This is a genomic window from Methylobrevis pamukkalensis (assembly GCF_001720135.1).
In the GTDB taxonomy this organism is placed as follows: Bacteria; Pseudomonadota; Alphaproteobacteria; order Rhizobiales; family Pleomorphomonadaceae; genus Methylobrevis; species Methylobrevis pamukkalensis.
In genome coordinates, this window is sequence record NZ_MCRJ01000006.1 from 1 (window position 1) to 25,438 (window position 25,438).

Here is a 25,438-nt window from a genome sequence, read left to right on the forward strand (position 1 = left end):
CTCCGCTTGCGTAACGTTGGTGTGGCAACGGGCATTGCAGCGATCGCTTTTGTTTTTGTTTGCCGAACTCTTCCTTTGCCGAGCGCTGGGTTCCCGCTTTCGCGGGAATGACGAAGGAAAGGCAGTGGGAAGAACGATCGATCAGCGCTGAACAAGATCCCTGTCGTGCTGTCGCGATCCCCACCCCATTCTGCGCCCCCCCTACACCCCGCGCTCACCCCGCCGCCCGCGCCTTGCCACCGGCACGCACATCGGCGTGCCGGTCTCCGGGTCGGCGACGATGCTGGACGCAACGCCGAACACGTCGGCGACCGCCGCCGCCGTGATCACTTCCGCGGGCGGACCCTCGGCAACCACGCGGCCGGCCTTCAGCAGCACCATATGGTCGGCGTAGCGGGCGGCCTGGTTGAGGTCGTGCAGCACGGCGACGGCGGTCTTGCCGCGCTCGGCGACGAGGTCGGCGACGAGGTCGAGCACTTCCAGCTGGTGGGCGAGGTCGAGGAAGGTGGTGGGCTCGTCGAGGAGCAGCACGTCGGTCTGCTGGGCCAGCGTCATGGCGATCCAGGCGCGCTGGCGCTGGCCGCCGGAGAGGCTGTCGAGCGGCCGGTCGCGCAGGCTGTCGGTGCCGGTGAGGCGCAGGGCCTCGGCGCAGGCGGTCTCGTCGGCCTCCGACCAGCGGCCGAACAGGCTGCGGTGCGGATAGCGGCCCTGCTGCACCAGATCCTCCACCGTCAGCCCTTCCGGCGGGCGCGGCCCCTGGGACAACACGCCGATGCGGCGGGCGAGCTCGCGCGAGGGCAGGCTGGCAATCGCGTTGCCGTCGAGCAGCACCGTGCCGGCGCGCGGCGACATCAGGCCGGCCAGCGTGCGCAGGATCGTCGACTTGCCGCTGCCGTTCGGGCCGACCAGCACGGTGAAGCGGCCGCGCGGCACGGCGAGCGCAAGATCGCCGACGATGGTGCTGCGGCCGTAGCCGATCGAGACGCCGTCTGCGGCAAGGGTTGTATCCGCAGCAACAAGGCGCGTGGCCGGCGCGCGGGTGGCAACGTCAGGCAGGGGCATGGCGGCGTTCCCACAGCAGGAAGGCGAAGAAGGGGGCGCCGATCAGCGCGGTCATCAGGCCGGCGGGGAGTTCCGCCGGGGCGATGACCGTGCGGCCGACGAGATCGGCGGTGAGCACCAGCAGCCCGCCGGTCAGCGCGGCGACGGGCAGTAGCCGGCCGTGGCGACGGCCGACCATGCGGCGGGCAAGATGCGGGGCGACGAGGCCGACGAAGCCGATCAGGCCGGCGGCCGCGACGGCGGCGGCCGACAGCAGCGTGCACATCAGGATCATCAGGCAGCGCACGAGGTTGAGCGCTGGCCGAGGCTGCGGGCGGTGTCGTCGCCAAAGCCGATGGTGTCGAGTTCGCGCGCGGACATCCACACGAACACGTAGCAGGGCACGGACCAGAGCAGCAGCGCCTCCACCTTCGACCATGTGCCGTCGTAGACGCTGCCGGCGAGCCAGACCATGGCGCGCTGCACGTCGCGCACATCGCCGAAGGCGGTGAGGAAGGAGGTGGCTGCGCCGCCGAGCGAGGAGAGGCCGATGCCGATGAGGATGATGCGGATCGACGAGGTGCCGCCGCGCCAGGAGAGCAGCATGATGGCAAGCGCCATCACTGCTGCGCCGACAAAGCTCGCCGCCGGCAGCCACGTGTCGGAGACGCCCTTCACGCCGACCAGGACGACCATGGCGGCAAGGCCCGCGCCGGCGTTGATGCCGAGCAGGCCCGGCTCGGCGAGCGGATTGCGCATCACCGCCTGCGACAGCGTGCCGGCCACGCCGAGGGCAAGGCCGACGAGGACCGCGAGCACGAGGCGCGGCAGCCGGAGTTCGGTGACGATCAGCGACACCTGGGCCGGCACCGCCGGATCGCCGGCGAGCGCCCCGAGCACCTCGCCGAGCGGCACCGGATAGTCACCGTGAACGAGGCCGACGACGGCAAGCAGGGCGATCGAGGCGGCGAGGACGAGAAGGAGGCGGATCACCTGGCGCCTCCGATCCGGCGGCGCGCGAGCCAGATGAAGAAGGGCGCGCCGACGAGCGCCATGGTGACGCCGACCGGCAGGTTGACGTCGGGGAGGAAGTGTCGGGCGAGCGCGTCGGCGCCGACCACCAGCAGCGCGCCGCCGCCGGCGCTGAAGGGAATGACCCAGCGGTAGTCGACGCCGACCAGCATGCGACAGGCGTGGGGCACGACGAGGCCGACGAAGCCGATCGGTCCGGCGAGCGCCACGGCGCTGCCGGCCAGCAGCACGACGACGACGCGGCGATCGCCCGCCACAGCACCGGATTCTGGCCGACCGAGCGGGCGACGTCGCCGCCGAGGCTGAGGGTCATGATCTGGCGTCGGAAGAGGACGGCGGCGGCAAGCCCCGCCAACGCATAGGGCGCGATGGCGGCCGAACTCGTCAGGGGGCGGCCGTCGAGCGTGCCGGCCGACCAGAGGCGGATCTGGTCGAGCGCGCCCTGGTCGAAGATCAGCACGGAGGTGGTCAGCGCCGTCAGGAAGGCGCCGAGCACGGCGCCGGCCAGCGCCAGCTTCAGCGGCGTCGCGCCGCCCGGGCCGATCGAGGCGGCGGCATAGACCGCGACCGAGGCGGCCGCCGCGCCGGCAAAGGCGAACCAGGCGTGGACCGAGCTGGAATCGGCGCCGAGGAGGAGGATCGACATCACCACGGCAAAGGCGGCGCCGGCATTGATGCCGAGCAGGCCCGGCGAGGCGAGGGGATTGTCGGTCGCCGCCTGCATGATCGCACCGGCCACGGCCAGCGCCGCGCCGACGATCAGGCCGGCCAGCACCCGCGGCAGGCGCACCCAGAGGACGACCACGTGATCGCGCGAGCCGTCGAAGGCGAGGATCGCGTCCACCACCACGCCGGCCGGGATCGGCGTCGTGCCGATCGCCATCGCCCAGACGGCGGTCGTCAGCACGACGGCCAGCAGCAGGGCAAGGCCGGCGAGCAGGCCCGCGTCGCGGCGTCCCGCGCGGGGCGTCCGGCCCACGGCCGCTGCGGTCCGACGTCCGCTCATGGCGCGGCAGGAGTGGGCGCGGCGTCGGGCGCGGCGAGGATGAGGCGCTCGACGTCGTCGAGGACGCGGTTGGCCGAGCCGAGACCGCTGAATTCCATCCAGGTCACCGGATCGAGCTCATGGGCCCGGCCGGCCTGCACCGCCGGCAGCATCTGCCACAGCGGATTGGCGAGCGTCTCGCGCTCCAGCCGGCCGCTCGGGTCGGTGTCGTGGCCGCCGCCGACGATGTAGAGCAGGATGTCGCCGTCGAGGGCGGACAGTCCCTCCCAGTCGGGCCGCTTCAGCACGGTTGCCTCGGTCGAGGTCTCGTAGGCGGTGCGTTTCACGCCGGCCTCGCGCAGCACCGAGAAGGGGCCGTAGGAGCCGGGACCGTCGAGGTAGACCTGGAAGCCGCCGGGGATGATGCGCACGACCGAGACCTTCACGTCCGGCATCCTTGCCCGGATCGCGGCAACGCGCGCCTCGTAGGCGGCAAAGGCCGCGTCGGCCACGCCCTTGCGCCCGGTGAGATCGGCGATCGTCGCGTAGTAGGCGCGCCAGTCCTGCACGTTGACGAGGGCGGTCGGGGCGATCTTCGCCGCGGTCTCGTAGGCCCGGCCGTGCATGAAGGCGTCGCCGAGAATGAGATCCGGCTTCAGCGAGATGATCCGTTCGAGACTTGGCTGGCCGGAATGGCCGATGTCGGCGACCGACCGTTCGGCGGCAAGCTTCTCGAGGCCCGAATCGGACATGCCGAACAGCGGGGCGCCGACGATGGCGGCGCCGAGTTCCAGGCCCATGCCGAGGTTGAAATAGGTGTCGAGCACGACGATCCGTTGCGGGTCGGCGGGAATGCACAGCGGCGTGTTGGCCACATTCGGGCTCTCCAGCAGCCGGCCATCGCAGGCGGCCGCCGCCGGCGAGGCCGCGACGAGCGCCAGAAGCGCGAGAATGAGAAGACGCATGCCGACCTCGTTGTCGCTTAAACATGACTCTGCAATTCATGTTTCATTAGCGGAGGCGCTGACCGATAACAAGGCGAGGGACGCACAACGCGCGATTGCCGTTCGTGGCGGCGACCGCGCGCGTGTCAGGCGGCCGAAGCCCCCTGCGGCAGGCCGAGCCGGCGGCGCATCGCCGCGCGGATCGTGGCGTCGCGGGTCGCGGGATCCTGCAGCACGCAGGTGGTGCAGAGCGCGCCGCCCTCGGTCAGGTAGAAGCGGCAGCAGCCGCCGCGCGAGCGGAAGGTGGAGGCGGCGAGCACGCGGTCCGGCTCGGCGTCGTCGTGGATGGTGATGTCGAAGAAATGAAGCTGGCCGTTGGCGAGCGGCGAACCCGGATGTTTCAGCACGGCAAGGGCGTCGGCCTTCGCCGCGTCGAGCCGGCCGAAATGCCGGCCTGCTTCGAGGAAGCGCGCGGCAAAGGCATCGCCCACGAGACGCCACAGCGCGCTGCGGGCAAGCCCCGTCCGGGCGTGCAGCCGGGCGATGACCGGGGCCATGTGGTCCTCGAGGGTCTGGCGGAAGCGGGTGAGCCGGTGCGCGCGGCGGCTGCCCGTGTCTGCCCCGTCGAAAGGTTCGGCAAGGCCCTGCCCCGATCGCGGTTCGAGGAACCGCAGGTCCGCGCGGCGCTCGGCGAAGACGCGTCCGTCGCGCTCCACCTCGTGGCGATGGAACCGCAGCCCCACGGCGCCGAGCGAGAGATCGGGCACGATCCCGGCGCGACCAGCAGCGGCACGGCGCCAGTCGAGACCAGATAGGCGTGGTCCGACATCAGGAAGGCGGCGCGGCTTCTGGCATCGACGTTGCGCGCAAAGGAGCCGTGGTAGGCGAGGAGGTCATCCAGCCAGCCGTCGTCCGAAAAGAGGTCGGCCGCCGGCGAAAAACCGTCGTCCAGCGGTCCGCGATCGATCCGCACGTCGGGAAACGCCTTCGCGAGCGCCGCCAGCGCTGCGTCCAGCGAAAGACCTGCTCCATCTTCGCCCGTCGTCTTGTCCGCGTCCGATGTCATCCGCCCGTGCCGGTCCTCTCGTTGCGCGCGATGCCCCGATCAGGCCACAGCGCCAGCAGCCTGTCCAGCAGCGCGGCAAATTCCGCCCGGCCGAGCATGTGGTTGCCGGACAGGGTGTGCTGCGTGAGGGGACCGCCGAGAAACCGGGTCCAGCCGGGGGCGAGAGCGGCATCGGCGAACCGGTCGCCATCGGCGAAGAAGGCATGCGCCGGCCAGCCGAGCGGCGGCGCGTCCATATCGGGCCGGTAGGTCTCGCAGAGACGGAAATCGTTGCGCACCGAGGGCTCGAACAGCTGCAGCGCCTCCGGATCGGCCAACAGTTCGCGCGGCGTGCCGCCGAGGTCCACCAGCGTTTCCCAGAAGGCAGCGCTGTCCATCAGATGCAGCGGATCGTGCCCGGCGGCGAGGCTGTCCGGCGGATTGCAGCCGAGGAGGAAGAGCATCTCCGGCTTCGGCAGACCCATCCGGGCAAGGCGGCGGCCGATCTCGTAGCCGAGCACCGCGCCCATCGAATAGCCGAACAGGGCGTAGGGCTGGGCGGGATGGACCGCGAGCCGGAGGGCCAGATCCGCCGCGAGCCCGTCGGCGAGAGCCTCAAGACTTTCGGCCAGCGGCTCGCCGATCCGCGCTTCGCGGCCGGGCAGGGAGACGGGCAGGATCTCGACCCGGCCCGGGTGCCGGCGCGTCCAGGGAAAGAACAGGCTGGGTCCGGCGCCGGCCGGCGGCAGGCAGATCAGCAGCGGCGTCCGGCCAGCGGCCGGGGCCGGCGATCGGGCAGGAACAGGCGTTGCCGGTGTCATATCTCGATCTCCCGGTGTCCCTCGGGGAGGCGGCGCGCGGCCTCGCGCAGGCTGTCGATATGGGCGGCGAGGTCGGCCAGAACCGGCCGGTCGAACAGGGTCTTCACCGGCAGGTCGATGACAAGGTCGCGGCGCAGGCGGCTCACCACCCGGGCGGCGAGCAGCGAGTGGCCGCCGAGATCGAAGAAATGATCGGTGGCAAAGGGCTCGGGCCGCTTCAGCACCTCGGCGATGGCGGCGGCCACGAGCCGCTCGGTCGGCGTGGTGGCCGCCCGGCGCGGCACGGGGGCCGCAAGTGCGGAGGGGGGTGGAGAGGCAGGCGGGATTGCCGGTGTTGCCCGAGGCGCGGCGACGAGGGTGCCGAGCATCGCCTCCGGGGCGGCGGCCATCGCCGCCAGCAGCCGTGCAAAGCCGGCAACGAGGGCGTCGATCGTCTCCGGTGGAACGCCCGCGCGCATGTGCCGGAAGGTGACGCGCAGGTCCGCGCCCTGTCCGCTCGCCGTCACGGTCAGCGGATAGTGGGTCCGCTCGTCGACCGACACGCCCGCGATCCGCAGCGGCAGGCCCTCGGCAAGGCCCGCGGGCACCGGGAAGCTCTCGACGATCAGCAGGCAGTCGAACAGCCGGCCGTGGCCCGCCTCGATCTCGCGCAGCGGCAGATGGGCATGGGCGTCCGCCTCCGCCCGCCGAGCCTGGATTGCCGCCAGCCAGTGGCGGATGAACTGGGCCCGGTCGAGGCCGATCCGCACCGGCAGCGTGCCGATGAACAGGCCGACCATCGCGGTCGCCCCGTCGAGGTCGGCGGGACGGCCGGCGCTGGTCGCGCCGAAGACGACGTCGTCCGCCCCGGTCCGTTCGGCAATCAGAAGTGCCAATGTGCCTTCCAGCACCGTCGCGAGCGTGAGGCCGAAGGTCTGGCGCAGCCGCTCGAGGGCGGCGGCGAGCGACGGCGGCGCGCTCCAGGTCCGGCTGTCGAAGCCGGCCTCGTCGCGGGCCTCCGGCAGCAGGCGGACCGGGATGGAAAGGCCGTTCAGGCGGCGGGTCCAGAAGGCGGTCGCTGCCGCGCGGTCCTGACGCTTGAGCCAGCCGACATAGTCGGCATAGGGGCGCGGCGGCGGGGGCGGGCTGGCGCCAAGGCCGAGATCGTGGCGATAGAGCGCGAAGACGTCGGCAAGCAGCAGGCCGACCGACCAGCCGTCGAGGATCGCATGATGGTGGCAGACGACGAGGTCGTGGCGCCCGTCGCCGAGATCCGCGAGATGCAGGCGCAGCAGCGGCGGCCGGCGCAGGTCGAAGGGCGCGGCACGGTTGCCCGCGAGCAGCGCGGCGTGCCGCGCGGCCTGTTCGGTCTCGCCCGCGTCGCGCCAGTCGAGTCGGACGAGCGTCAGGGCCACGTCGCGATGGACCACCTGGAACGGCCGGTCGCGCTCCTCCCAGTGGAGCGAGCTGCGCAGCACCCCGTGGCGGGCGAGCGCGGCGCGCCAGGCCCGCTCCAGCGCCGTGGGATCGAGCGGGCCTTCGAGCCGCAGCACGAACTGGGGCTGGTAGAGCCCCGCCTCGGGTGCGGCCAGGGTGTGGAACAGCAGGCCCTCCTGCATCGGCGACAGGGGGTAGATGTTGTCGATCGCGGCGCGGCGGTCGGCCGGCGCGGCGGGGGACAGGGGCGGTGCGGAAACGGTCACGGTCATCCTTCACAGGCTCCGGAGCAGGGCGTCGAGGTCGTCCTGCCCGAAGTCCATCTCGGGGAAATCGGCGGGGGTCAGTCCGGGCTCGTCCGTTGTCAGGCAGTGATCGACGAGGCCCGCGAGCCGGGCGGCGAAATGGTCGACGAGTGCGGCGACGGTCTCGGGGCGATGCAGCGCCGTGCCGTAGGTCCAGCGCAGGTGCAGCCGACCGCCGGCCACGAGGGCATCGACCTCGAACACCGAATCGCGGGGGTTGATCCCGGCCTGCATCGGCCCGGCGGACTCGCCGGCCGGGGCAAAAAGCGCGCCTTCCCCGAAGAGGGCGTCGGTCTGGCCGAGATAGTTGAAGCGCAGGTCGACGGGCCGGTCCTCGGGCGCGGGCAGGAGGCCGCGCAGATGCCGCAGCACGCCGTAGCCGACGCCGTGATGTGGAACCCGGCGCATGGCGTCCTTGACCGCGAGGAGAACGGCGCCGTCGGATGCGTCCCTGTCCGCCTTCAGGAGCAGCGGATAGAGGGCCGTGAACCAGCCGACGCTCTCCGACAGATCGACACCGGGGAAGAGATCCGGCCGGCCATGGCTTTCGAATTCGGCGCGGCAGCCGCTCGCCCCGCAGCCGTCGCGCAGGGCGAGGACGAGGGCGGCGACCAGCAGATGCTGCACCTCGGCCGGAAAGCGCTGCGGCACCTCGCGCGTGAGGCGCCGGGTCAGATCCGCGTCGAAGCTGCGGGTCAGCGTGGCGGACAGCGCGACCGTGTTCGGGCCGTCGCCGTCGCGCGGGAGCGGCGGTGGCTCGGCGCGGGCGATCTCCTCCCAGTACGGAAGCTCCGCGTCAAAGAGATTGCAGGCGGCAAGGCGCCGGGTGAAGGCGCCGAGACTGGTGGAACCTGCCGGCGGGGGCAGGTCGGCCGGCGCCGCGCAGAGCTGTTGCAGGTCGGAAAGCAGGATCCGCCAGGAAATGCCGTCGACGACGAGGTGGTGGGCGGCAAGCATCAATCGCTGGCCGCCGTCGTCGAGATCGGCGAGCAGCGCGCCGAACACCGGCCCGTCGCCGAGATCGAAGCTCGACTGCAAGGCGCGTGCGGCCTCGGTCATCGCCTGGTCCGCGGCGTTCCTGACCTGCAGATGGCGGAATCCCGGCGTTTCCTCCGGCGGCGCGATATGCTGGACCCAGCCTTCGTCGCCGCGCCGGAAGCGCGCGCGCAGCGCCGGGTGACGGGCCGCGAGCGCGGTCAGGGCGGCGCGCAGGGCGGCGGGGTCGATCCGTTCGCGCGGCGTCAGCATCACCGCCTGGTTCCAGTGCGCCGGCGCCGGCATGTCGCGATCGAGGAACCAGCGCTGGATCGGCGACAGCATCATGTCGCCCGCGCCTGACGCGTCCGGGGCGACGATGGGCGCGCGGCCTTCGATGGCGGCGGCAAGCGCGCCGAGCGCCGGGTGCTGGAACAGGTCGCGGGGCTGCACGATCATGCCGGCGCGGCGGGCCTCGGCAACGACCTGGATCGCGAGGATCGAATCGCCGCCGAGGGAGAAGAAATCGTCATCCGGACCGATGTCGTCGCGACCGAGCAGCCGGCGCCAGATCCCGGCAAGCTCCTGCCCCGTGGGCGAAATCGGCGCAGCGACCGGTGTGACGCGTTCGCCGCCGGATGTCGGGTCGGGCAGGGCCTTGCGGTCGAGCTTGCCGTTCGGCAGGCGCGGCAGGGCCGGCAGCGTGACGGCCAGCGTCGGCACGAGATGGTCGGGCAGTTCCGTGCGCAGGTCTTGGAGCAGGTGGCCGACATCCGGGGCCGGATCGCCCTCGATCCAGGCGGCAAGGCGGGCATGGCCGGCCGGATCGCGCCAGAGATCGACCACGGCGCCGGAGACGCCGGGCCGCCGGCACAGCGCCGCCTCGACCTCGCCGGGCTCGATGCGGAAGCCGCGGATCTTCATCTGCCGGTCGATGCGGCCGAGATAGTCGAGACTGCCGTCGGCGCGCCGCCGGACGCGGTCGCCGGTGCGGTAGAGCAGGGACCGCGTGCCGGCGGGTGCATACGGGTCGGGCAGGAAGCGCTCGGCGGTGAGGTCCGGCCGGCGCCAGTAGCCGCGGGCGACGCCGTCACCGCCGAGAAACAGCTCGCCCGGCATGCCGACCGGCACTTCCAGCATCGCCTCGTCCAGCACGTGGGCGCGGGTGCCGGCGATCGGCACGCCGATGCCGATCGTCGCGGCATCCGGCGGCACCTCGCAGATCGTCGAATAGGTGGTGTCCTCGGACGGCCCGTAGAGATTCACCAGCCGCGTCACGCTGCCGCTTGCGTGCAGGCGCGCGGCGAGCGCAGGCGGCAGCGGTTCGCCGGCGAGACACACCGTCTTCGCCCTCTCGGGAAGAGCGCCGAGCCGCAGCAGTTCGGCCATCGGCGTCGGCACGGTGTTGACGAGGGTGACGCGGTCCGCGAACGGCGCGTCCGCAAGGTTGAACAGGTCGTCGACCATCAGGATCTCGCCGCCGGCGGCGAGCGTCGCGAAGATCTCGAACACGGAGAGGTCGAAGCAGATCGAGGTGGAGGCGAGCACGCCGGCCATCTCCACGGGGCGGAAGGCCGTGCGGCACCAGTCGAGGAAGGCAACTGCATTGCGATGCTCGATGGCGACGCCCTTCGGCCGTCCGGTGGAGCCGGAGGTGTAGATGAGATAGGCGAGATCGTCAGGCCCGACGCCGGCGTCGTCGGCGGGCCCTGCGGCCATGTCCGGCGTCTCGTCGGCGGCAAGGACGTCCGGGACGTCGAGCGACGGCACGGTTCCGCCCGATGATGCCGCGCCATCCGCCAGCAGCAGCGACAGGTCCGCGTCCTCGGCGACGAAGGCGATGCGGTCGGCCGGATAGCGCGGATCGAGCGGCACATAGGCGGCGCCGCGCCGGAGCACGGCCAGCAGCGCGACGACCAGATCGGTCCCACGCGGCAGGGCGATGCCGACCCGGTCGCCGCGCCCGATGCCCATTGCCCCAAGATGCCGCGCAAGGCGGGCGGAGCGATCGAGAAGGCCGCCGGCGGTGAGGCGCATCGTCCGGTGGCTGACGGCAATGGCGTCCGGTGCTGCGGCGAGCGCGGCGAGGACGCGGCCGTGCAGCGTCGCGTCGGAGCGGGATGCGGCGATTCCAGCGGCATCGAAGGCGCGCAGCTGCCGGCGCTCGGCCGCCGAGACCATCGACAGTTCGCGGAGCGGCCGCTCCGGTTCGGCAACCACCGCCTTCAAGAGGGTGGCAAAGGCGTCGGCCATCGCCGCGATGGTGTCGCGGGTGAACAGGTCGGTGCGGTATTCGATCCGGCAGACGAGACCCTCGCGGGCATCGCGGACATGGAGGGCGATGTCGGTCTTCGCCGTGTGATCGGGCAGGGGCAGCGGCTCGAAGCCGAAGCCGGCGGGCCGCGCGACCGGGCGCCGCTCGTCGGCCTGCCAGACGAACATTGCCTGGAACAGCGGCGTGTGGCTCCAGCTTCGCGGCAGGTCGAGGGCATCGACCACGGCCTCGAAGGGTGCCTCCTGATTGGCGAAGCCGTCGAGCACGGTGGCGCGGGTGCGGGCGAGAAGCTGCGCGAAACTGTCGTCCGGCCGGCGGCGCAGGCGGAAGGCGAGGGTATTGACGAACATGCCGACGACGCCTTCGAGATCGGCGTGCGGGCGCTGGGCGACCGGCGTGCCGACCACCACGTCGTCGCTGGCCGCATAGCGCCCGAGCAGGATCGCGAACACGGCGAGCACGGCCATGAACGGCGTCGCCCCGGCCCGGGTCGCGAGCGCCTTCAGCCGCTCCGTGGTCGCCTCGTCGAGGCGCAGGCGCAGGCTGTCGCCGGCAAAGCCCTGGAGCGCCGGGCGGGGAAAATCGGTCGGCAGGTCGAGCAGTGCCGGCGCGCCGGCAAGTTCCTGCCGCCACCAGGCGATCTGCGGCGCGGTGGCCAGCGTCCGCTGCCAGGCGGCAAAGTCGGCATAGCGCAGCGGCAGCGGCGGCAGGGCGATCGGCCGGCCGTCGTCGAGATCCCGGCAGATACGGGCCAGATCGCGCAGGAGGATCGTCATCGACAGGGCGTCGGCGATGATGTGATGGAGCACGAGCAGGAGGACATGCGCGCCGGGGGCGGGCGAAAACACCGCCACCCGGAACAGCGGTCCTGCGGCGAGGTCGAACGGCCGGCGCGCCTCGGCGAGCAGCGCCGCCTCCAGCTCCTCGGCCGGAACGGCGCGGACGCCTAGCGACACGGACAGGCGCGGCAGGACGTCCACGGACGGTTTTCCGCCCGCGTCGGGATAGCGGCTGCGCAGCATCTCGTGACGGTCGGCGAGATGTTCGAAGGCGATTGCGAGACGAGGAAGGTCCGGCGTGCCGGTCAGGCGCACGGCCACGGGCATGTTGTAGAAGGGATTTTCCGGTTCGAGACGGGCAAGCGCCCACTGCCGCTGCTGGGCAAAGGAGAGAAGGGGCTCCGCATTTGCGCCAAGCCGCGGGATCGCCACCGAGCGGGCATCCGGCGCGGCGATCCGGTCGAGCTCCGCGCAGAAATCGGCAAGCCGCGGCCTTTCGAACAGGCAGCGCAGCGGCGGGGCGGCGCCGAAGATCGGCGTCAGCCGGCCGGTCATCCGCGCGGCGAGCAGGGAATGGCCGCCGAGGTCGAAGAAATGCCCGTCGCGCGAGACCCTCGGCATGTCGAGGATCTCGGCCCAGAGATCGGCGACCAGCGCTTCGGTGGCGGTGCGCGGCGGGGTGAAACCCGCGTCCGGCGCACTCTCCCGCGTGACGGCCGGCAGGCGCTTGCGATCGATCTTGCCGTTGGCGTTGAGCGCGAAGGTCTCGACGGCCACGAAGATCGACGGGATCATGTAGGCGGGCAGGCGGCCGGCGAGGAAGCCGCGCAGGTCCGCCACCTCCAGCGGCGCGCCGGCCACGGCGGGACGGCAATAGGCGACGAGGTCGCCGTCGTCCGCCGCGTCCTCCCGGTGCAGCACCACCACCGCCTGGGCAATGCCGGGCGCGTCCGAGAGTGCGGCCTCGATGTCGGAGAGCTCGATGCGGAAGCCGCGCAGCTTCACCTGGAAGTCGAGGCGGCCGAGATAGACGAGGCTGCCGTCGGCAAGCCGGCGCGCCGCGTCGCCGGTCCTGTAGAGGCGGGCGGAGCGGTCTGCCGCGAAGGGATCGGGCAGGAAGGCCGCCGCCGTCAGGTCCGGCCGGCCGAGATAGCCGGGGCTGAGGCCGAGGCGCCGATGAAGAGTTCGCCGACGACGCCGGGCGGCACCGGCTGGAGGTGGCGGTCGAGGACGTGAAGCTCGGTGTTGGTGATCGGCATCCCGATCGGCACGGCGGCGCCATCCGCATCTTCGGGCCGGATCCGGATCGCCGCCGACCAGATGGTGGTCTCGGTCGGGCCGTAGAGATTCCAGAGTTCGCCGCGGCCCGCGAGCAGCCGCCGGGCAAGCGCCGGGTCCAGCGCCTCGCCGCCGCAGAGCATGCGGAAACCGGTTGGCGCGCGCCAGCCGCCGTCGGCCAGCAGCCGCCAGGTGGAGGGCGTCGCCTGCATCATCGTCGCGCCGCGCGCGCCGAGCAGGCGGGCGAGTTCCGCGTCGTCATAGACCACATGCGGCCCGGCGATCACCAGCTTGCCGCCGACGAGCAGCGGCAGCAGCAGTTCCAGCGCGGCGATGTCGAAGGCAGGCGTCGTGACGGCGACCAGCACGTCGTCCTCGCTCATGCCCGGCGCCTCGGCCATGCTGACGAGCAGGTTGAGCAGCGCGCGCCGGGTGACCGGCACCCCCTTCGGCCGGCCCGTGGAGCCGGAGGTGAAGATGGCATAGGCAAGATCGTCCGGGCCGACGTGGCGTGCGGGCCGAACCGGGTCCAGCGCCGCGATGTCCTCCGCTTCGGCGGCAAGATCGATCAGCGGGCAGGGCGGATCGAGCGCGAGCGCCGGCACGGTGCCTGCTACGTCCCTCACCAGCATCAGCGCCGCGTTGCCGTCCTCGACCGAGGCGACGAGCCGCGCCGGGGGATGGGCCGGGTCGAGCGGGATATAGGCGGCGCCGAGCTTCAGCACCGCCAGCAGCGCGACGACGAGGTCGGTGCCGCGCGGCAGGCAGACGGCGATCCGCGGCTGGCCGCCGCGCTGCGGCAGATGCCGGGCAAGATGGGCGGCCAGACGGTTCGCCCGCGCGTCGAGATCGGCATAGCTCGTCGCCTCGTCCTCGAAGACGACGGCGACCGCCTCGCCGCGGGCGGCGGCACGCGCCTCGATCAGGGTCGCGATGTCCTCATCCGGCAGGGCACGCGCGGTGTCGTTGCGGCGCGCGTCTGCGGCGCGCTCGTCGTCGAGCCTGAGATCGAGGCGGCCGAGCGGCGCCTGCGGCATTGCCGTCAGCTGCGTGAGCAGCGCCACGAAGCGGCGGGCGAGGCGGTCGATGGTGCCGGCGTGGAAGAGATCGGTGCGGTATTCGAACACGCCGGTCAGATGCTCGCCCTCGTACATGTCGAGGGCGATGTCGAAGCGGGCGGCGCGGTTGCCGAAGCTCACCGGCGCGATGTCGAGGCCGGGCAAGCGCCCTGCGGCGGGCTCGGCGCCATGCAGCACGAACATCGCCTGGAACAGGGCATTGTGGCTCAGCGTGCGCGGCACTTCGAGCGCGTCGACCACCCGCTCGAACGGCACCTGCTGATGGGCGAAGGCGGCGACGGCCGTGTCGCGGACCCGGCCGAGCACGCGCTCGAAGCTGTCGTCGTCGCGAAAGCGGGTGCGGAAGACGAGATTGTTGACGAACAGGCCGACCACGTCGCGCAGCTCGGCGCGGTCGCGGTTGGAGACGGTCGAGCCGACGCAGATGTCATCGGCGCCCGAAAGCCGGTGCAGCAGGATCTGGAAGGCGGCGAGCAGAACCATGAAGGGCGTGGCGCCGGCGGCGCGGGCGAGCCGGCCGATGGCGGCGGCAAGATCGCGGTCGAGGGCAAAGGCGTGGCGGGCGCCCTCGAAGCTCTGCACGGCCGGCCGGGCAAGATCCGTCGGCAGCGGCAGGAGGTCGGGCGCGTCTGCCAGTTCGCGGCGCCAGTAATCGAGTTCGGCATCGAGATCGGCGGTCCGGCCGCGCTGCCAGGCGGCATAGTCCGGATACTGGATCTGCAGCGGCGGCAGCGGCGCGGCCTCGTCGGCCTGGAGGCGGACGATCTCGCGCAGGAGAATGCCCAGGGAGGCATAGTCGGCGGCGATGTGGTGGACGACGACGGCCAGCACATGGTCCTCCGGCCCGGCTGCCAGCAGGGCGGCGCGCAGCAGCGGCCCCTGTTCGAGGTCGAAGGGCTGGTCGACCAGCGCCGCAAGGCGGGCGGCGAGTGCCTGCGCGTTGGCGACGGTCTCGCGGCGCAGGCCGAGGGACCGCGGCGGATCGATCACCTGCGCCGGCACGCCGTCCCGGGTCACGAAGCGCGTGCGCAGGCTCTCGTGGCGGGCGACCACCGCGTCGAGGCCGCGGGCCAGCCGCGCCGCGTCGAGACGGCCCTTGAGCCGCATCGCCATCGGGATCGTATAGACCCGGCTTTCCGGCTCCAGCCGGTCGACGAACCACAGCCGCTCCTGCGCAAAGCTCAGGGGAAAGCTCCGCGGCCGGGCGCTGGCGCCGGTCTTCGGCGTCTCGGCCAGCAGCCGGGCGAGCAGGGCGCGCTTTTCCTCGGCCGTCAGGGCCGAAATGTCCGTCGTGGTCACGACAGGGTCTCCTCTCGTTCGGCCAGAAGGCGGGCGAGCAGGGTGTCGACCTCGTCCTCGGCGAGGGCGTCGGTCGCCGCCGGTCCTGCTGCGACAGGGATTGCCTCGGCTCGTGTCGGCTGCCCGGCGGCCCTGGCCGTCTCCACCAGCGCCGCCTGCGCGCGGGGGGTGAGCGCGCCGAAGATCCCGGCGATGGAGAGTTCGATGCCGAAGGTCTGCTGCAGGCGGGTGAGGAGGCGCATCGCGGTCAGCGAATTGCCGCCGGCCGCGAAGAAATTGTCCTCGACGCCGAGGGCGTGGTCGCCGAGCAACTCGTGCCAGAGGCCGAGCACCTGGGTTTCGACGGCATTGGCCGGGGCGACCACCCGCTGCCGGCCGGGGCCGGGCTCGGGCAGCGCCTTGCGGTCAACCTTGCCGTTGGACGACAGCGGCAGGCGCTCCAGAACGACGATGTCGCGCGGGACCATGTGGGCCGGAAGCCGCCCGGCGAGGAAGGTCGCAAGCGCCTCCGGCAGGCTGTCGCCGCCGGCCGTGCCGCTCCGCCAGATCGCGCTCCAGCCGGGCTCGATGGCGCCGCCGGCCAGCGCATGCACCGGCAGGCGTTCCTCGCCGAGCCCGAGGCCGGCGGCAAGCGCCGCGGCATCGAAGCCGCCGAGGGGGCAGAGGCCGAGGTCGAGCGCGGGGGCCTCGGTCATCAGCAACTGGCCGGCGTAGCCAGCCTCCAGCAGGCAGAAGTCCCGCGCCCGGTCATCGTAGAGCGCGGTGACCGGCGCGGTGTCGGCGACGAGGACGATGGTGAAGGGGGCCGTGCCGGCAAGATCGGCGCTGCTGCCGAAGGCCTCGATCCATTGTCCCGACGCGGACGTGGCGAGCGGCAAGAGCCGATGGCGGGGGGCATCATGGCGATAGGCGCCAGCGGCGAGTCCCGCCACGGTCTCCCGGCCGACGAGGACGATCGCCTCCAGCGGATAGAGGCTGCCGGCCGAGGGGTAGCGGTGTTTCGGCAGGGGCGCGCCGTCGACGGCGATGCCGCACAGGGTCGCCAGCAGCGCGCCGAGCCGGTCGAGGGACACGGGCTCGGCCTTGAATCGGCGGTGGCTCTGCCGGGCGAGCATCGGTGCGGGGTCGACAGTACCGCCGGGCAGGGCGATCGCCGCGGCGTCGTCTGCCGCATCGGCCTGCGCCGCACCGCCGGCCGCGCGCCGCGCCTTCACCGCGAGGCGGCCGCTCTCGGTGCCTGCCGGCAAACGCGGAACCACATAGGCCGCCAGCGCGGGCGGCGTTCCTGTCGCCACGACGACGGCCTCGGCGATGGCCGGATGCCCGGTCAATGCCGCCTCGATCTCGCCGGGCTCGATCCGGAAGCCGTTGATCTTCATCTGGAAGTCGGCGCGGCCGAGGAATTCGAGCACGCCGTCACGGACCCGGCCAAGGTCGCCGGTGTCGTAGAGCAGGCTTGCGCCGGCCGCTGCGGCCTCGGGAGTGGCGAAGGGGTCGGGCACGAAGCGTTCGGCGGTCAGCGCCGGGCGGTTCCAGTAGCCGCGCGCAACGCCGGTGCCGCCGATGAACAGGCGGCCGGTCACCCACGGCGGGCAGGGCCGCATCGCGTCGTCGAGCACATGCCAGGTCTGGTTGGCGAGCGGCCGGCCGTAGGGCACGCTGGTCCAGTCCGGACCGACGTCCTCGGCCGGATGGAAAATCGACCAGATCGAGGCCTCGGTCGCCCCGCCGAGGCTGACGATCTGCGCGCCCGCCAGATGCCGGCGCAGGGCGGCCGGCAAGGCGAGCGGGATCCAGTCGCCGCTCATCATCACCAGCCGCAGCGGCGGGGCCGCGCCGCCGCCGTCCATCTCGGCGGCGAGAAGCTGGGCGAGCGCCGGCACCGAGTTCCAGACGGTGACGCGGTGGCGGACGAGAAGATCGCGCCAGCGGGCGGTGTTGCGGGCCTCCTCTGCGGTCGGCACCACCACGGCGCCGCCGGAGGCGAGCGGGCCGAACAGGTCGTAGACCGAGAGATCGAAGCTCAGCGACGAGAGGGCGAACACCCGGTCGTCCGCGCCGACGCCGAAGCGGCGGTTGATGTCGGCGATGGTGTTGAGGGCGCCGCGATGGTCGATCATCACGCCCTTCGGCCGGCCGGTGGAGCCGGAGGTGAAGATCACGTAGCAAGATCGGTAGCACGGGTTGCGACGGGCGCCGGCAGTTCGCCCGCGCACGCCGGAACGGCGACCCGGATCACGTCGGCCGGCCAATTCTCGTTGTCTCCTTCGTCCGCGCAGACGAGAAGGCGGGCGCCGGTGTCGGCCATCAGTTCGTCGCGGCGCGCGCGCGGCAGGTCCGGATCGATCGGCACGTAGGCGGCGCCGGAGGCCATGACGCCGAGGGCGGCGACGACCTGCGCCGGGCCTTTTTCCAGCGAGATCGCCACGAGGTCGTTCGGCCGGGCCCCGAGGGCCTGCAGCCGGGCGGCGAGCGCGCGCGCGCGGCCGGCGAGATCGCCGAAAGTCAGCTCAAGTCCGCCGCCGAAGACGGCGGGGCGATCCGGCGCGGCGTCGGCCACATGGAAGATACCGTCGTGGAGCCGGCCGTCCGCGCCGTCGAGCGCCAGCACCGCGTCCCGGTTCATCGCCGCGCAGGGCCCGTCGCCGACGAGGTCCACGCGCATATCCCAGGCCGAGGTCTTGCGGGCGAGCCGGGTGAGCAGGTCGGCATAGGCGGCGAACATGTCGTCGAGCAGGCCCGCCGGGAACAGGTCCTCGACCGCGTCCCAGTTGCAGACGAGGGCGCCGTCGATCTCGCTCGCCTGATGGTCGAGCGTCACCTGCGGCGTCTGGCTCACGCTGTCGACGAGGCGGACGCGAAGGGACGGTCGGTCGCCTGCGGCGCGGTCTGGTTGAGGGTGCTGGTGAAGACGACGGGCATCAGGCCGGCGACCGGCCGGTTCTGCCGCCGCGCCAGATCGCGCAGCACCCGGATGCCGCCGACCGCGCGGTGGTCGAGGTCGTCCCAGAGCCGGTCCTGCAGCCGCTTCGCCCGGTCCACGAAGGCCTCCACGCCGGACATGTCGACGCCGAGCAGCATGGAGGAGGTGAAGTCGCCGACCACGCCGCCGATCTCGGGGTGCAGCGGCGGGCGGTTGAACAGGGTGAGATTGAGCGTGAACGCCGGCCGGCGGCTCCAGCGCGCGAGCACTTCGGCGAAGACGGCAAGCACCGCGGCGGTCGGCGTCAGGCCGGCCGAAGCCGCGTGGCTGCGGAAGGCGCGCCAGTCCTCCCGCGGCAAGCTGACGGAGCGGCGCCGGAAGCAGATTTCGGCAAGCTGCGCGGGCGTGCGGACCATCGGCAGGTCGGGCGCCGGCGGAAGGTCGTCCAGCCGTGCCTGCCAGTGGTCCAGCGCGCGGGCAAAGCCGAGGCCTTGCTTGGCGGCCTTCTCGGCCAGCACGCAGTCACGGAAGGACAAGGCGAGCGGCGGCAGGTCGCGGCCGGCGACGAGGTCAGCGAACTCGCGGGCGAGCAGGCGGAACGACCAGGCGTCGCCGATCAGCACGTCGAAACTGACGAACAGCCGCAGCCGGCCGCCGTCGAGACGCGCCGCCTCGACGTGGAACAGCGGCCAGCGGTCCGGCGAGAAGACGTGGTGGGACAGCCGGGCGCGGATCTCCGCAAGCTGGCGGTCGGCGTCGGCAACATCGCGCAGGTCGGCGACGGGCAGGCGCCAGTCCGGCGTCTCCGGCAATACGCGCTGCTCTCCTTCGGGCGTGACCACGGCGCTCAGCATCTCGTGGCGCGCGATCAGGCGGAGGATCGCGGCCTCGGCCATGTCTGGGTCAAGGCCGGTGACGTCGAACTCGCGATAGGCGTGGGCGCCGACGCTGCCGAGCTCGAAGACGCTGCTGCGGCCGAGCCAGTAGGCATGCTGGATGTCGGTGAGCGGGAAGGGCGCATGCCGCCCCGCCGGGTCCGGCACGATCTGCGGGCGGGCGTCATCCTCCCGCCGGGACGCGGCGGCAATCTCGCGGGCAAGGCCGGCGACGGTCGGGCTGCGGAACAGCGCCTTCAGCGGCAGGTCGACCCCGAAGCTCTCCTCGATCCGGGCGATGATGCGGATCGCCAGCAGCGAATGGCCGCCGAGATCGAAGAAGCCGTCCTCGACGCCGATGTCGGCCACGCCGAGCACCTCGGACCAGATCGCGGCCAGACGCGACTCGGCGGCGTCGCGCGGCGCGACGCGTACTCCGCTTGCCTCTGCGGCCTCCACCGCCGGGAGGGCAGCGCGGTCGATCTTGCCGTTCGGCAGATGCGGCAGGGTGGCGAGCAGGCACCAGCGGTCCGGCACCAGATGGGCCGGCAGCAAGGCGGCAAGGGCGGCGCGGAGCCCGGCGGCCTCCAGCGAGGCGCCGGCTTTGGCCGCCACATGGGCGACGAGGCGGCGGTCCGGATCGCCGGGCGCGCCTGAGACGGTGACGACGGCCTCGGCGACGTCCGGCAGGGCTTCGAGATGGTGCTCGATCTCGCCGGTCTCGATGCGGAAGCCGCGCAGCTTCACCTGATGGTCGAGGCGGCCGAGGAAATCGAGCCCGCCATCGGCGCGGCGGCGCACCCGGTCGCCGGTGCGGTAGAGCCGTTCGCCGGACGCGGCCGCGAAGGGATCGGGCCGGAAGCGGGCCTCGGTGTCCTCGGGGCGGCCGAGATAGCCGCGCGCAAGGCCGGCGCCGCCAAGGTGCAGCTCCCCGGCAAGGCCGTCCGGGCGCAGGCGGCCGGCGCGGTCGCGCACGAGGGCGCGGGTGCCGGGCAAGGGGTGGCCGATGGGAACCGGGCCGCTTTCTGCGGGCAGATCGTGGAGCGCGGCGCCGGTGGAATAGGTCGTGTCCTCGGAGGGGCCGTAGAGGTTGAAGATCCGCAGGCCGCGCGGGTCGGCGCGCAGGGCCTCCAGCAGCGCCGGCGGCAGCGGTTCGCCGGCAAGGTTCACCGTCGTCACACTGGCCGGGAGGTCGTGATGGCGCAGCAGCTCGCGCAGCAGGCTCGGCACGGTGTTGACCAGCGTGACGCCGGCCGCTACCGGCAGGCGCGGCAGGGCCAGCAGGGTGTCGGCGATCACCACCCGGCCGCCGTGGCCGAGCGGCGCGAAGATCTCGAACACCGAGAGATCGAAGCAGATCGAGGTGGAGGCCAGCACGCCGGAGAGGTCGGCGGCGGAATAGGTGTCCCGTGCCCAGGCGAGGCGGGCGAGCGCGTTGCGGTGCGCGATAACGACACCCTTCGGCCGCCCAGTCGAGCCGGAGGTGTAGATGACATAGGCGAGATCGTCGGGGCCGGCCTGCCGGAGCGGCGCGCTCGAGGGCGGCGGCAGATGCTCCGGATCGATCACGTCGAGCGGGCGCGTGGAGGCGAAGGGCAGGCGGCCGTCGTCGGCGATCACCACGTCGAGGCCGGCGTCATGGGTGATGAAATCGAGGCGGTCCGCCGGATAATCCGGATCGAGCGGCACATAGGCGGCGCCGGCCTTGAGGATGCCGAGCAGGGCGGAAACGAGGCCGGGCCGGCGGCGCATGGCGATGCCGACGCGGCAGTCCGGGCCGGTGATGCGAGGGGCGAGCGCGGCGGCGATCCGGTCGGCGGCCGCCATCAGGTCGGCGTAGGTGAGGGTCGTCCGGCCATCGGTCACGGCGGGCGCTGCGGGATGCGGGCGGCCTGCGCCGCGACCAGGTCATGGATCGTCGCGGCGTCCGGCATCGCGAGGGCAGGGCCGGCTGCAGCGGCGATCGCCGCGCGGGTCTCGTCCGGCGACAGCAGCGCGAGGGTGGAGAGCCGGCGGGCCGGATCGGCGACGATCTGGCCGAGCAGCCGTTCGTACCAGCACGCCAGCCGGGCGATGGTCGGCGCGTCGAACAGGTCGCTGGCGTATTCGATGCGGCCGGCGATGTCCTCGCCGCTGTCCTCGAGGTTGAAGCGCAGCTCGTATTTCGCCGCGCGTTCCTCGAAGGGATAGCGCTCTAGGCTGAGGTCGCCGGGCGCGGTCGCCGCGAACACGGTGTGCTGGAGGTCGAATTTCGCCTGGAACAGCGGTGTCATCTCGCCCAGGCGCCGTTCGGGGTTGAGGGCTTCGACGATCCGCTCGAAGGGCACGTCCTGACGGGCAAGGCCGCCGCGCACCGTCTCGTCGACGCGCGTCAGCAGGGCGCCGAAATCCGGGTCGCCGGCCAGATCGCTGCGCAGCACCAGCGTGTTGACCAGCGGGCCGACCATGCCCTGCGTCTCCGGCCGGTCGCGGTTGGCGACCTCGCTGCCGACGACGATGTCGTCGCTGTCGGTGACGAGGTGGAGCAGCGTCTTGAAGCCGGCAAGCAGCAGCGTGAACAGGCTGACGCCGCGCCGGCGGGCAAGTTCGCGCAGCCGCAGTGCCAGATCGCGGTCGAGGGCGACGGGATGGCGGCCGCCGCCGTGGCCGGCGACGGCGCCGCGCGGGCGGTCGAACGGCAGGTCGAGCACCGGCAGCGGGCCGGTGAGGCGCTCCGTCCAGTAGCCGAGCTGGTCGGCGAGCCGGTCGCCGGCCAGATCCTCGGCCTGCCACAGCGCCCAGTCTGCATATTGAACCGGCAGGTCGGCCAGCACCGGGTCGCGGTCGGCAACGGCAGCGGCGTAGAGCTCGGCAAGATCGCGCACGAACACGGTCATCGACCAGCGGTCGCCGGAAATGTGGTGGAGGCCGAAGGCGAGCAGGTGGCGGTCCGCGCCAAGGCGGATCAGCCGGACCCGCAGCGGCGGGCCGGCAAGGTCGAAGGGCGTGGCGGCGAGATCCTCGATCCGCAGCCTCGCCTCGGTCTCGGGATCGCTTGAGGCGGAGAGATCGTCGATGTCGATCGGGATCGGTCCCGCCGGATCGATCACCTGGCGCGGCTCGCCGTGGTCGCCGGGCTTGAAACGCGTCCGCAGCGGTTCGTGGCGGCGGACCAGTGCCTCGACCGCGCGGCCGAGCGCCGCCCTGTCGAGCGGGCCGCCGAGGCGCAGCACGGTCGTCATGTTGTAGGCGGTGCTATCCGGATCGAGCCGTTGGATGAACCAGAGCCGCCGCTGGGCAGAGGACAGCGGCAGGTCGGTGAGACCCGGCGGACGCGGCCGGATCGCCGTCCGGCTCCGTGCGCCGGGCCCGTTGTCGGACAGGCCCCGATCGGCGAGCTTCTGCTCGAACAGCGCCCGGCGCTCGGGCGAGAGGGTGGCGAGCTTGCGGTAGAATTCGTTCACGGCGCCGTCGCTCCCGGCATGAGGTCGTTGAGTTCGTCGTCGGAGAGGCCTTCGACCTCGTCGAGCAGCGCGGCCATGGCCGCCAGATCGTCGTCCTGCGGCAGGCGGGCGGCGATCGCGGCAGCGATGCCGGCGACGGTCGGGTTGTCGAACAGCAGGTCGCGCATCTCGATCTCGACCGGGAAGGCCTTGCGCAGCTCGGCCACCGCGCGCACCGCCATCAGCGAGTGACCGCCGAGTTCGAAGAAGCCGTCGTTGGCCCCCACGGCATCGAGGCCGAGCAGGCGGCGGAAAATCGCGGCGACCGTCTCCTCCACCTCGCCGCGCGGTGCGAGGAAGGGCGCGGCAAGGTCCGGTCGCCGGTGGCCGCCGGCCGCGGCCGTCGTCTCGGTGCGAACCGGCTCGGCGCGCAGGGCTGCAGCGGCCAGATCGCCGCGGGCGAGGACGGTGCGGCCGGACAGCCCGGCCTCCAGGATGCGACGGGTCGCCTCGAAGGTCTCGGCGGTGGGCAGCGCATAGGGATTGGCAGCGGCGCGGCGGCCTCCGGCGGCGGTGGTCTCGTCGGCGACCGCGTAGCAGATGGCGAACCAGCGGGTGTCGCCGGACCGGTCGAGGGCGGTCGTCAGCGTGTCGACCGCGTGATAGGCGGCGGCATAGGCGCCGAGGCCGAGGCCGCCGACCTCCGTCGACAGCGAGGACTGCACGCAGGCAAAGCCGATCCGCCGGCCGCTGGCGGCCCGCGCCAGCGCGTGGAGCGGCGCGATCTTGGTGCGGTGGACGTGGGCCCAGTGGTCGTCGCCGATCAGCGAGACCGGCGCCACGGAGGCCTCGATGATCAGCGGCAGGCTGAGAAACAGGCCGTCGATCCGGCCGAAACGGCCGACGACCTCGTCAAGGGCGCGACCGACCGCCTCCGCGTCGGTGCAGTCGATCCGGAGGTCGAGGGCCTCGATCCCGGCGGGGACCTGCAGCGACGCGGTGCCCTCCTGCCGGAGAAGCACGAGCCGCACGCCGGGCAGCCTCGCGAGTCCGTCAACCCAGATGCGGCCGAGGCCGGCGGCGAGATCGCCGACGAGGACATGGACGCCGCCCGGTTTCAGGCGCCGGTCTTTCGACGGCACGGCAGGCGCGATGGACACCAGCGCCGGCAGCCAGCGGTGCCGGCCGCGGATCGCCACCACGGCGTCGCCGGCGGCAAGCTCCTGACGCAGGCGGTCGGAAAGTGCGGCGGGGGATTCGCTCGCATCCGGATCGAGGTCGATGTGGCGGCAGCCGAGGAAGGGATGCTCCTGCCCGGCGACCTGGAGGAGACCTGCGAGCGCTGACGATGCCGGGTCCAGCGTTTCGGTGCCGGTGACGTCGCGGGCGCCGCGGGTGACGACGGTGAGCCGGACCGGGTGCGGATCTGCGGCGAGCGCCTCGACCAGCGCCCGCAGCGCCCTGGCCGCGGCGAAGTCGTTCGACGTGGCGGCGAGGGCGCCGGACCACAGGAAGACGATGTGGTCGGGGTTGGCGCCGCGTTCGCCGAGCGCATCGAGCAGCGCGCCATGGTCGGCGACGACGCCGGGGCGGACGGTGAAGCCGCGGTAATCGGGTTCGGCGAAGGCCGCGCCGGGAACCACGCGGTAGGCGTCCTCGCCGGCGCGCTCGATGGCGTGGCTGAGAGGGGTGCCGAGCTTGCCGTCGTCGAACACCAGCCAGCGGCTGCGCATGGTCTGCGCCGGATGACCCGGCTGCGGCGCGCGGCGCCAGTCGGTGCGGCGGAGGACGGCGCTGTCGTCAGCGACGGGCGGGGCCGCGCGGTCGGGGGCAGGCGCCGTGATCCAGTGGCGGCGGCGCTGGAACGGGTAGGTCGGCAGCGGCACGCGGTGCCCGCCGGACGGGGCTAGGACGGACAGATCGAGCGCGGCGCCCGCCTGCCAAAGATGGCCGGCGGCGGCGAGGAGCCGGGTCGTTTCCGTGTCGCGTGCGGTCTCGGCGAGGCCGGGAAGGACGGTGGCTTCTCCGCCGATCTGGTGGCGGACGAGGGTCGCGAGTGCCTCGCCGGGGCCGGCCTCGAGGAAGACCGGGCGGGCGAGGCGGTCAAGTGTGGCGGTGCCGTCGCCGAAGCGGACGGTGCCGAGAAGATGGCGGATCCAGTATTCGGGATCGGTCGCCTCGCCGGCCGAAAGCCAGCTGCCGGTGACGTTGGAGATCACGGGAAGGGCGGGCGCCCGCAGGTCTGCCTTCGCCACCATCGGGCGGAACGCCGCGGCCGCCTCGGCCATCATCGGCGAGTGGAAGGCGTGGGAGACCTTGAGCCGGCGGCTGGCGATCCCGGCCGCCTTGAGCCGGCCCTGAAGCGCGTCGATCGCGGGGCCCGGGCCGGCGAGGACGTCGAGGCCGGGCGCGTTGGCGGCGGCATGGACGATGTCGCCGTCCAGCCAGCGGCCGATGTCCTCGCCGGCGTGCATCACCGCCAGCATGGCGCCGGGCGGGGCGGTCTGCATCAGCCGGGCGCGTTCGGCGACGAGGGCGACGGCGGTGTCGAGATCGAAGACGCCGGCGAGGCAGGCGGCGACATATTCGCCGATGCTGTGGCCGTGGAGCGCGCGCGGGACAAGGCCCGCGTCCAGCCAGAGCCGGCCGAGGGCGTAGTCGAGCGTGAACAGCGCGGGCTGGGCGCGCGCGGTGTCGTCGATGTCACCACCGTCGAGAATGAGCCGGCGCAGGTCCGTGCCGAGACGGTCGGAGAAGCGGTCGGCGCAGGCGTCGAAGGCCGCCCGGAAGGCGGGAATTTCGGGGTGAAGCCGCGCGCCCATGGCCGAATACTGGCTGCCCTGTCCGGAAAAGAGCAGCACCGGCTCGGGCGGTCCGGCCTGTCCCGCGGAGAATGTCTGCGGCGCGCGCAGCCGGGCGACCGCGTCCTCCCGGCTCGTGGCAA

General features: G+C 72.7%; 14 protein-coding genes and 1 pseudogene. All 15 read right to left on the reverse strand.

Going from position 1 to position 25,438, the window contains the following annotated elements; translation table 11 throughout:
- Positions 1-201 precede the first annotated feature (201 nt).
- Positions 202-1,062 carry an ABC transporter ATP-binding protein gene (locus tag A6302_RS01980; RefSeq protein ID WP_083255418.1) on the reverse strand — a complete coding sequence of 287 codons (861 nt, stop codon included), beginning with the start codon at positions 1,060-1,062 and terminating at the stop codon, positions 202-204.
- Positions 1,049-1,336, reverse strand: coding sequence for an iron chelate uptake ABC transporter family permease subunit (locus A6302_RS25520; RefSeq protein ID WP_342586192.1), 288 nt, complete (start codon positions 1,334-1,336; stop codon positions 1,049-1,051). Before A6302_RS25520 ends, A6302_RS01980 begins: the two co-directional genes overlap by 14 nt.
- Entirely contained in the window at positions 1,336-2,034 is a 699-nt protein-coding gene (locus A6302_RS01985; protein WP_342586193.1) for a FecCD family ABC transporter permease, read from the reverse strand. Before A6302_RS01985 ends, A6302_RS25520 begins: the two co-directional genes overlap by 1 nt.
- A pseudogene (locus A6302_RS01990) lies at positions 2,031-3,079 on the reverse strand (FecCD family ABC transporter permease). The gene A6302_RS01985 and the pseudogene A6302_RS01990 overlap by 4 nt, the downstream one beginning before the upstream one ends.
- Positions 3,076-4,023 (reverse strand): iron-siderophore ABC transporter substrate-binding protein, encoded by a 948-nt coding sequence (locus A6302_RS01995; RefSeq protein WP_069305637.1) that lies wholly within the window; start codon positions 4,021-4,023, stop codon positions 3,076-3,078. The pseudogene A6302_RS01990 and the gene A6302_RS01995 overlap by 4 nt, the downstream one beginning before the upstream one ends.
- Before the next feature lie 125 nt (positions 4,024-4,148).
- Positions 4,149-4,769, reverse strand: coding sequence for an IucA/IucC family C-terminal-domain containing protein (locus A6302_RS02000; RefSeq protein ID WP_069305638.1), 621 nt, complete (start codon positions 4,767-4,769; stop codon positions 4,149-4,151).
- Between the two features lie 295 nt (positions 4,770-5,064).
- Positions 5,065-5,868 carry a thioesterase II family protein gene (locus tag A6302_RS02005; RefSeq protein ID WP_069305639.1) on the reverse strand — a complete coding sequence of 268 codons (804 nt, stop codon included), beginning with the start codon at positions 5,866-5,868 and terminating at the stop codon, positions 5,065-5,067.
- Positions 5,865-7,556: a condensation domain-containing protein gene (locus tag A6302_RS02010; protein ID WP_069305640.1), complete on the reverse strand. Its 1,692-nt coding sequence runs from the start codon at positions 7,554-7,556 to the stop codon at positions 5,865-5,867. The genes A6302_RS02005 and A6302_RS02010 overlap by 4 nt, the downstream gene beginning before the upstream one ends.
- A gap of 3 nt (positions 7,557-7,559) precedes the next feature.
- Positions 7,560-12,623, reverse strand: coding sequence for a non-ribosomal peptide synthetase (locus A6302_RS02015; protein WP_245293870.1), 5,064 nt, complete (start codon positions 12,621-12,623; stop codon positions 7,560-7,562).
- Between the two features lie 125 nt (positions 12,624-12,748).
- Positions 12,749-15,274: a non-ribosomal peptide synthetase gene (locus A6302_RS23920; protein WP_342586194.1), complete on the reverse strand. Its 2,526-nt coding sequence runs from the start codon at positions 15,272-15,274 to the stop codon at positions 12,749-12,751.
- Complete coding sequence (locus A6302_RS23925) at positions 15,271-17,436, reverse strand: amino acid adenylation domain-containing protein (protein WP_245293862.1); 2,166 nt, start codon at positions 17,434-17,436, stop codon at positions 15,271-15,273. The genes A6302_RS23920 and A6302_RS23925 overlap by 4 nt, the downstream gene beginning before the upstream one ends.
- The gene (locus A6302_RS23930; protein WP_245293863.1) at positions 17,433-18,113 is read right to left on the reverse strand and encodes an AMP-binding protein; all 681 of its coding nucleotides are present in this window, start codon (positions 18,111-18,113) and stop codon (positions 17,433-17,435) included. The genes A6302_RS23925 and A6302_RS23930 overlap by 4 nt, the downstream gene beginning before the upstream one ends.
- Entirely contained in the window at positions 18,110-20,938 is a 2,829-nt protein-coding gene (locus A6302_RS23935) for an amino acid adenylation domain-containing protein (protein WP_245293864.1), read from the reverse strand. Before A6302_RS23935 ends, A6302_RS23930 begins: the two co-directional genes overlap by 4 nt.
- Positions 20,935-22,515 (reverse strand): condensation domain-containing protein, encoded by a 1,581-nt coding sequence (locus A6302_RS23940; RefSeq protein WP_245293865.1) that lies wholly within the window; start codon positions 22,513-22,515, stop codon positions 20,935-20,937. The genes A6302_RS23935 and A6302_RS23940 overlap by 4 nt, the downstream gene beginning before the upstream one ends.
- Positions 22,512-25,355 (reverse strand): SDR family NAD(P)-dependent oxidoreductase, encoded by a 2,844-nt coding sequence (locus A6302_RS23945; protein ID WP_245293871.1) that lies wholly within the window; start codon positions 25,353-25,355, stop codon positions 22,512-22,514. The genes A6302_RS23940 and A6302_RS23945 overlap by 4 nt, the downstream gene beginning before the upstream one ends.
- Between the last annotated feature and the right edge of the window lie 83 nt (positions 25,356-25,438).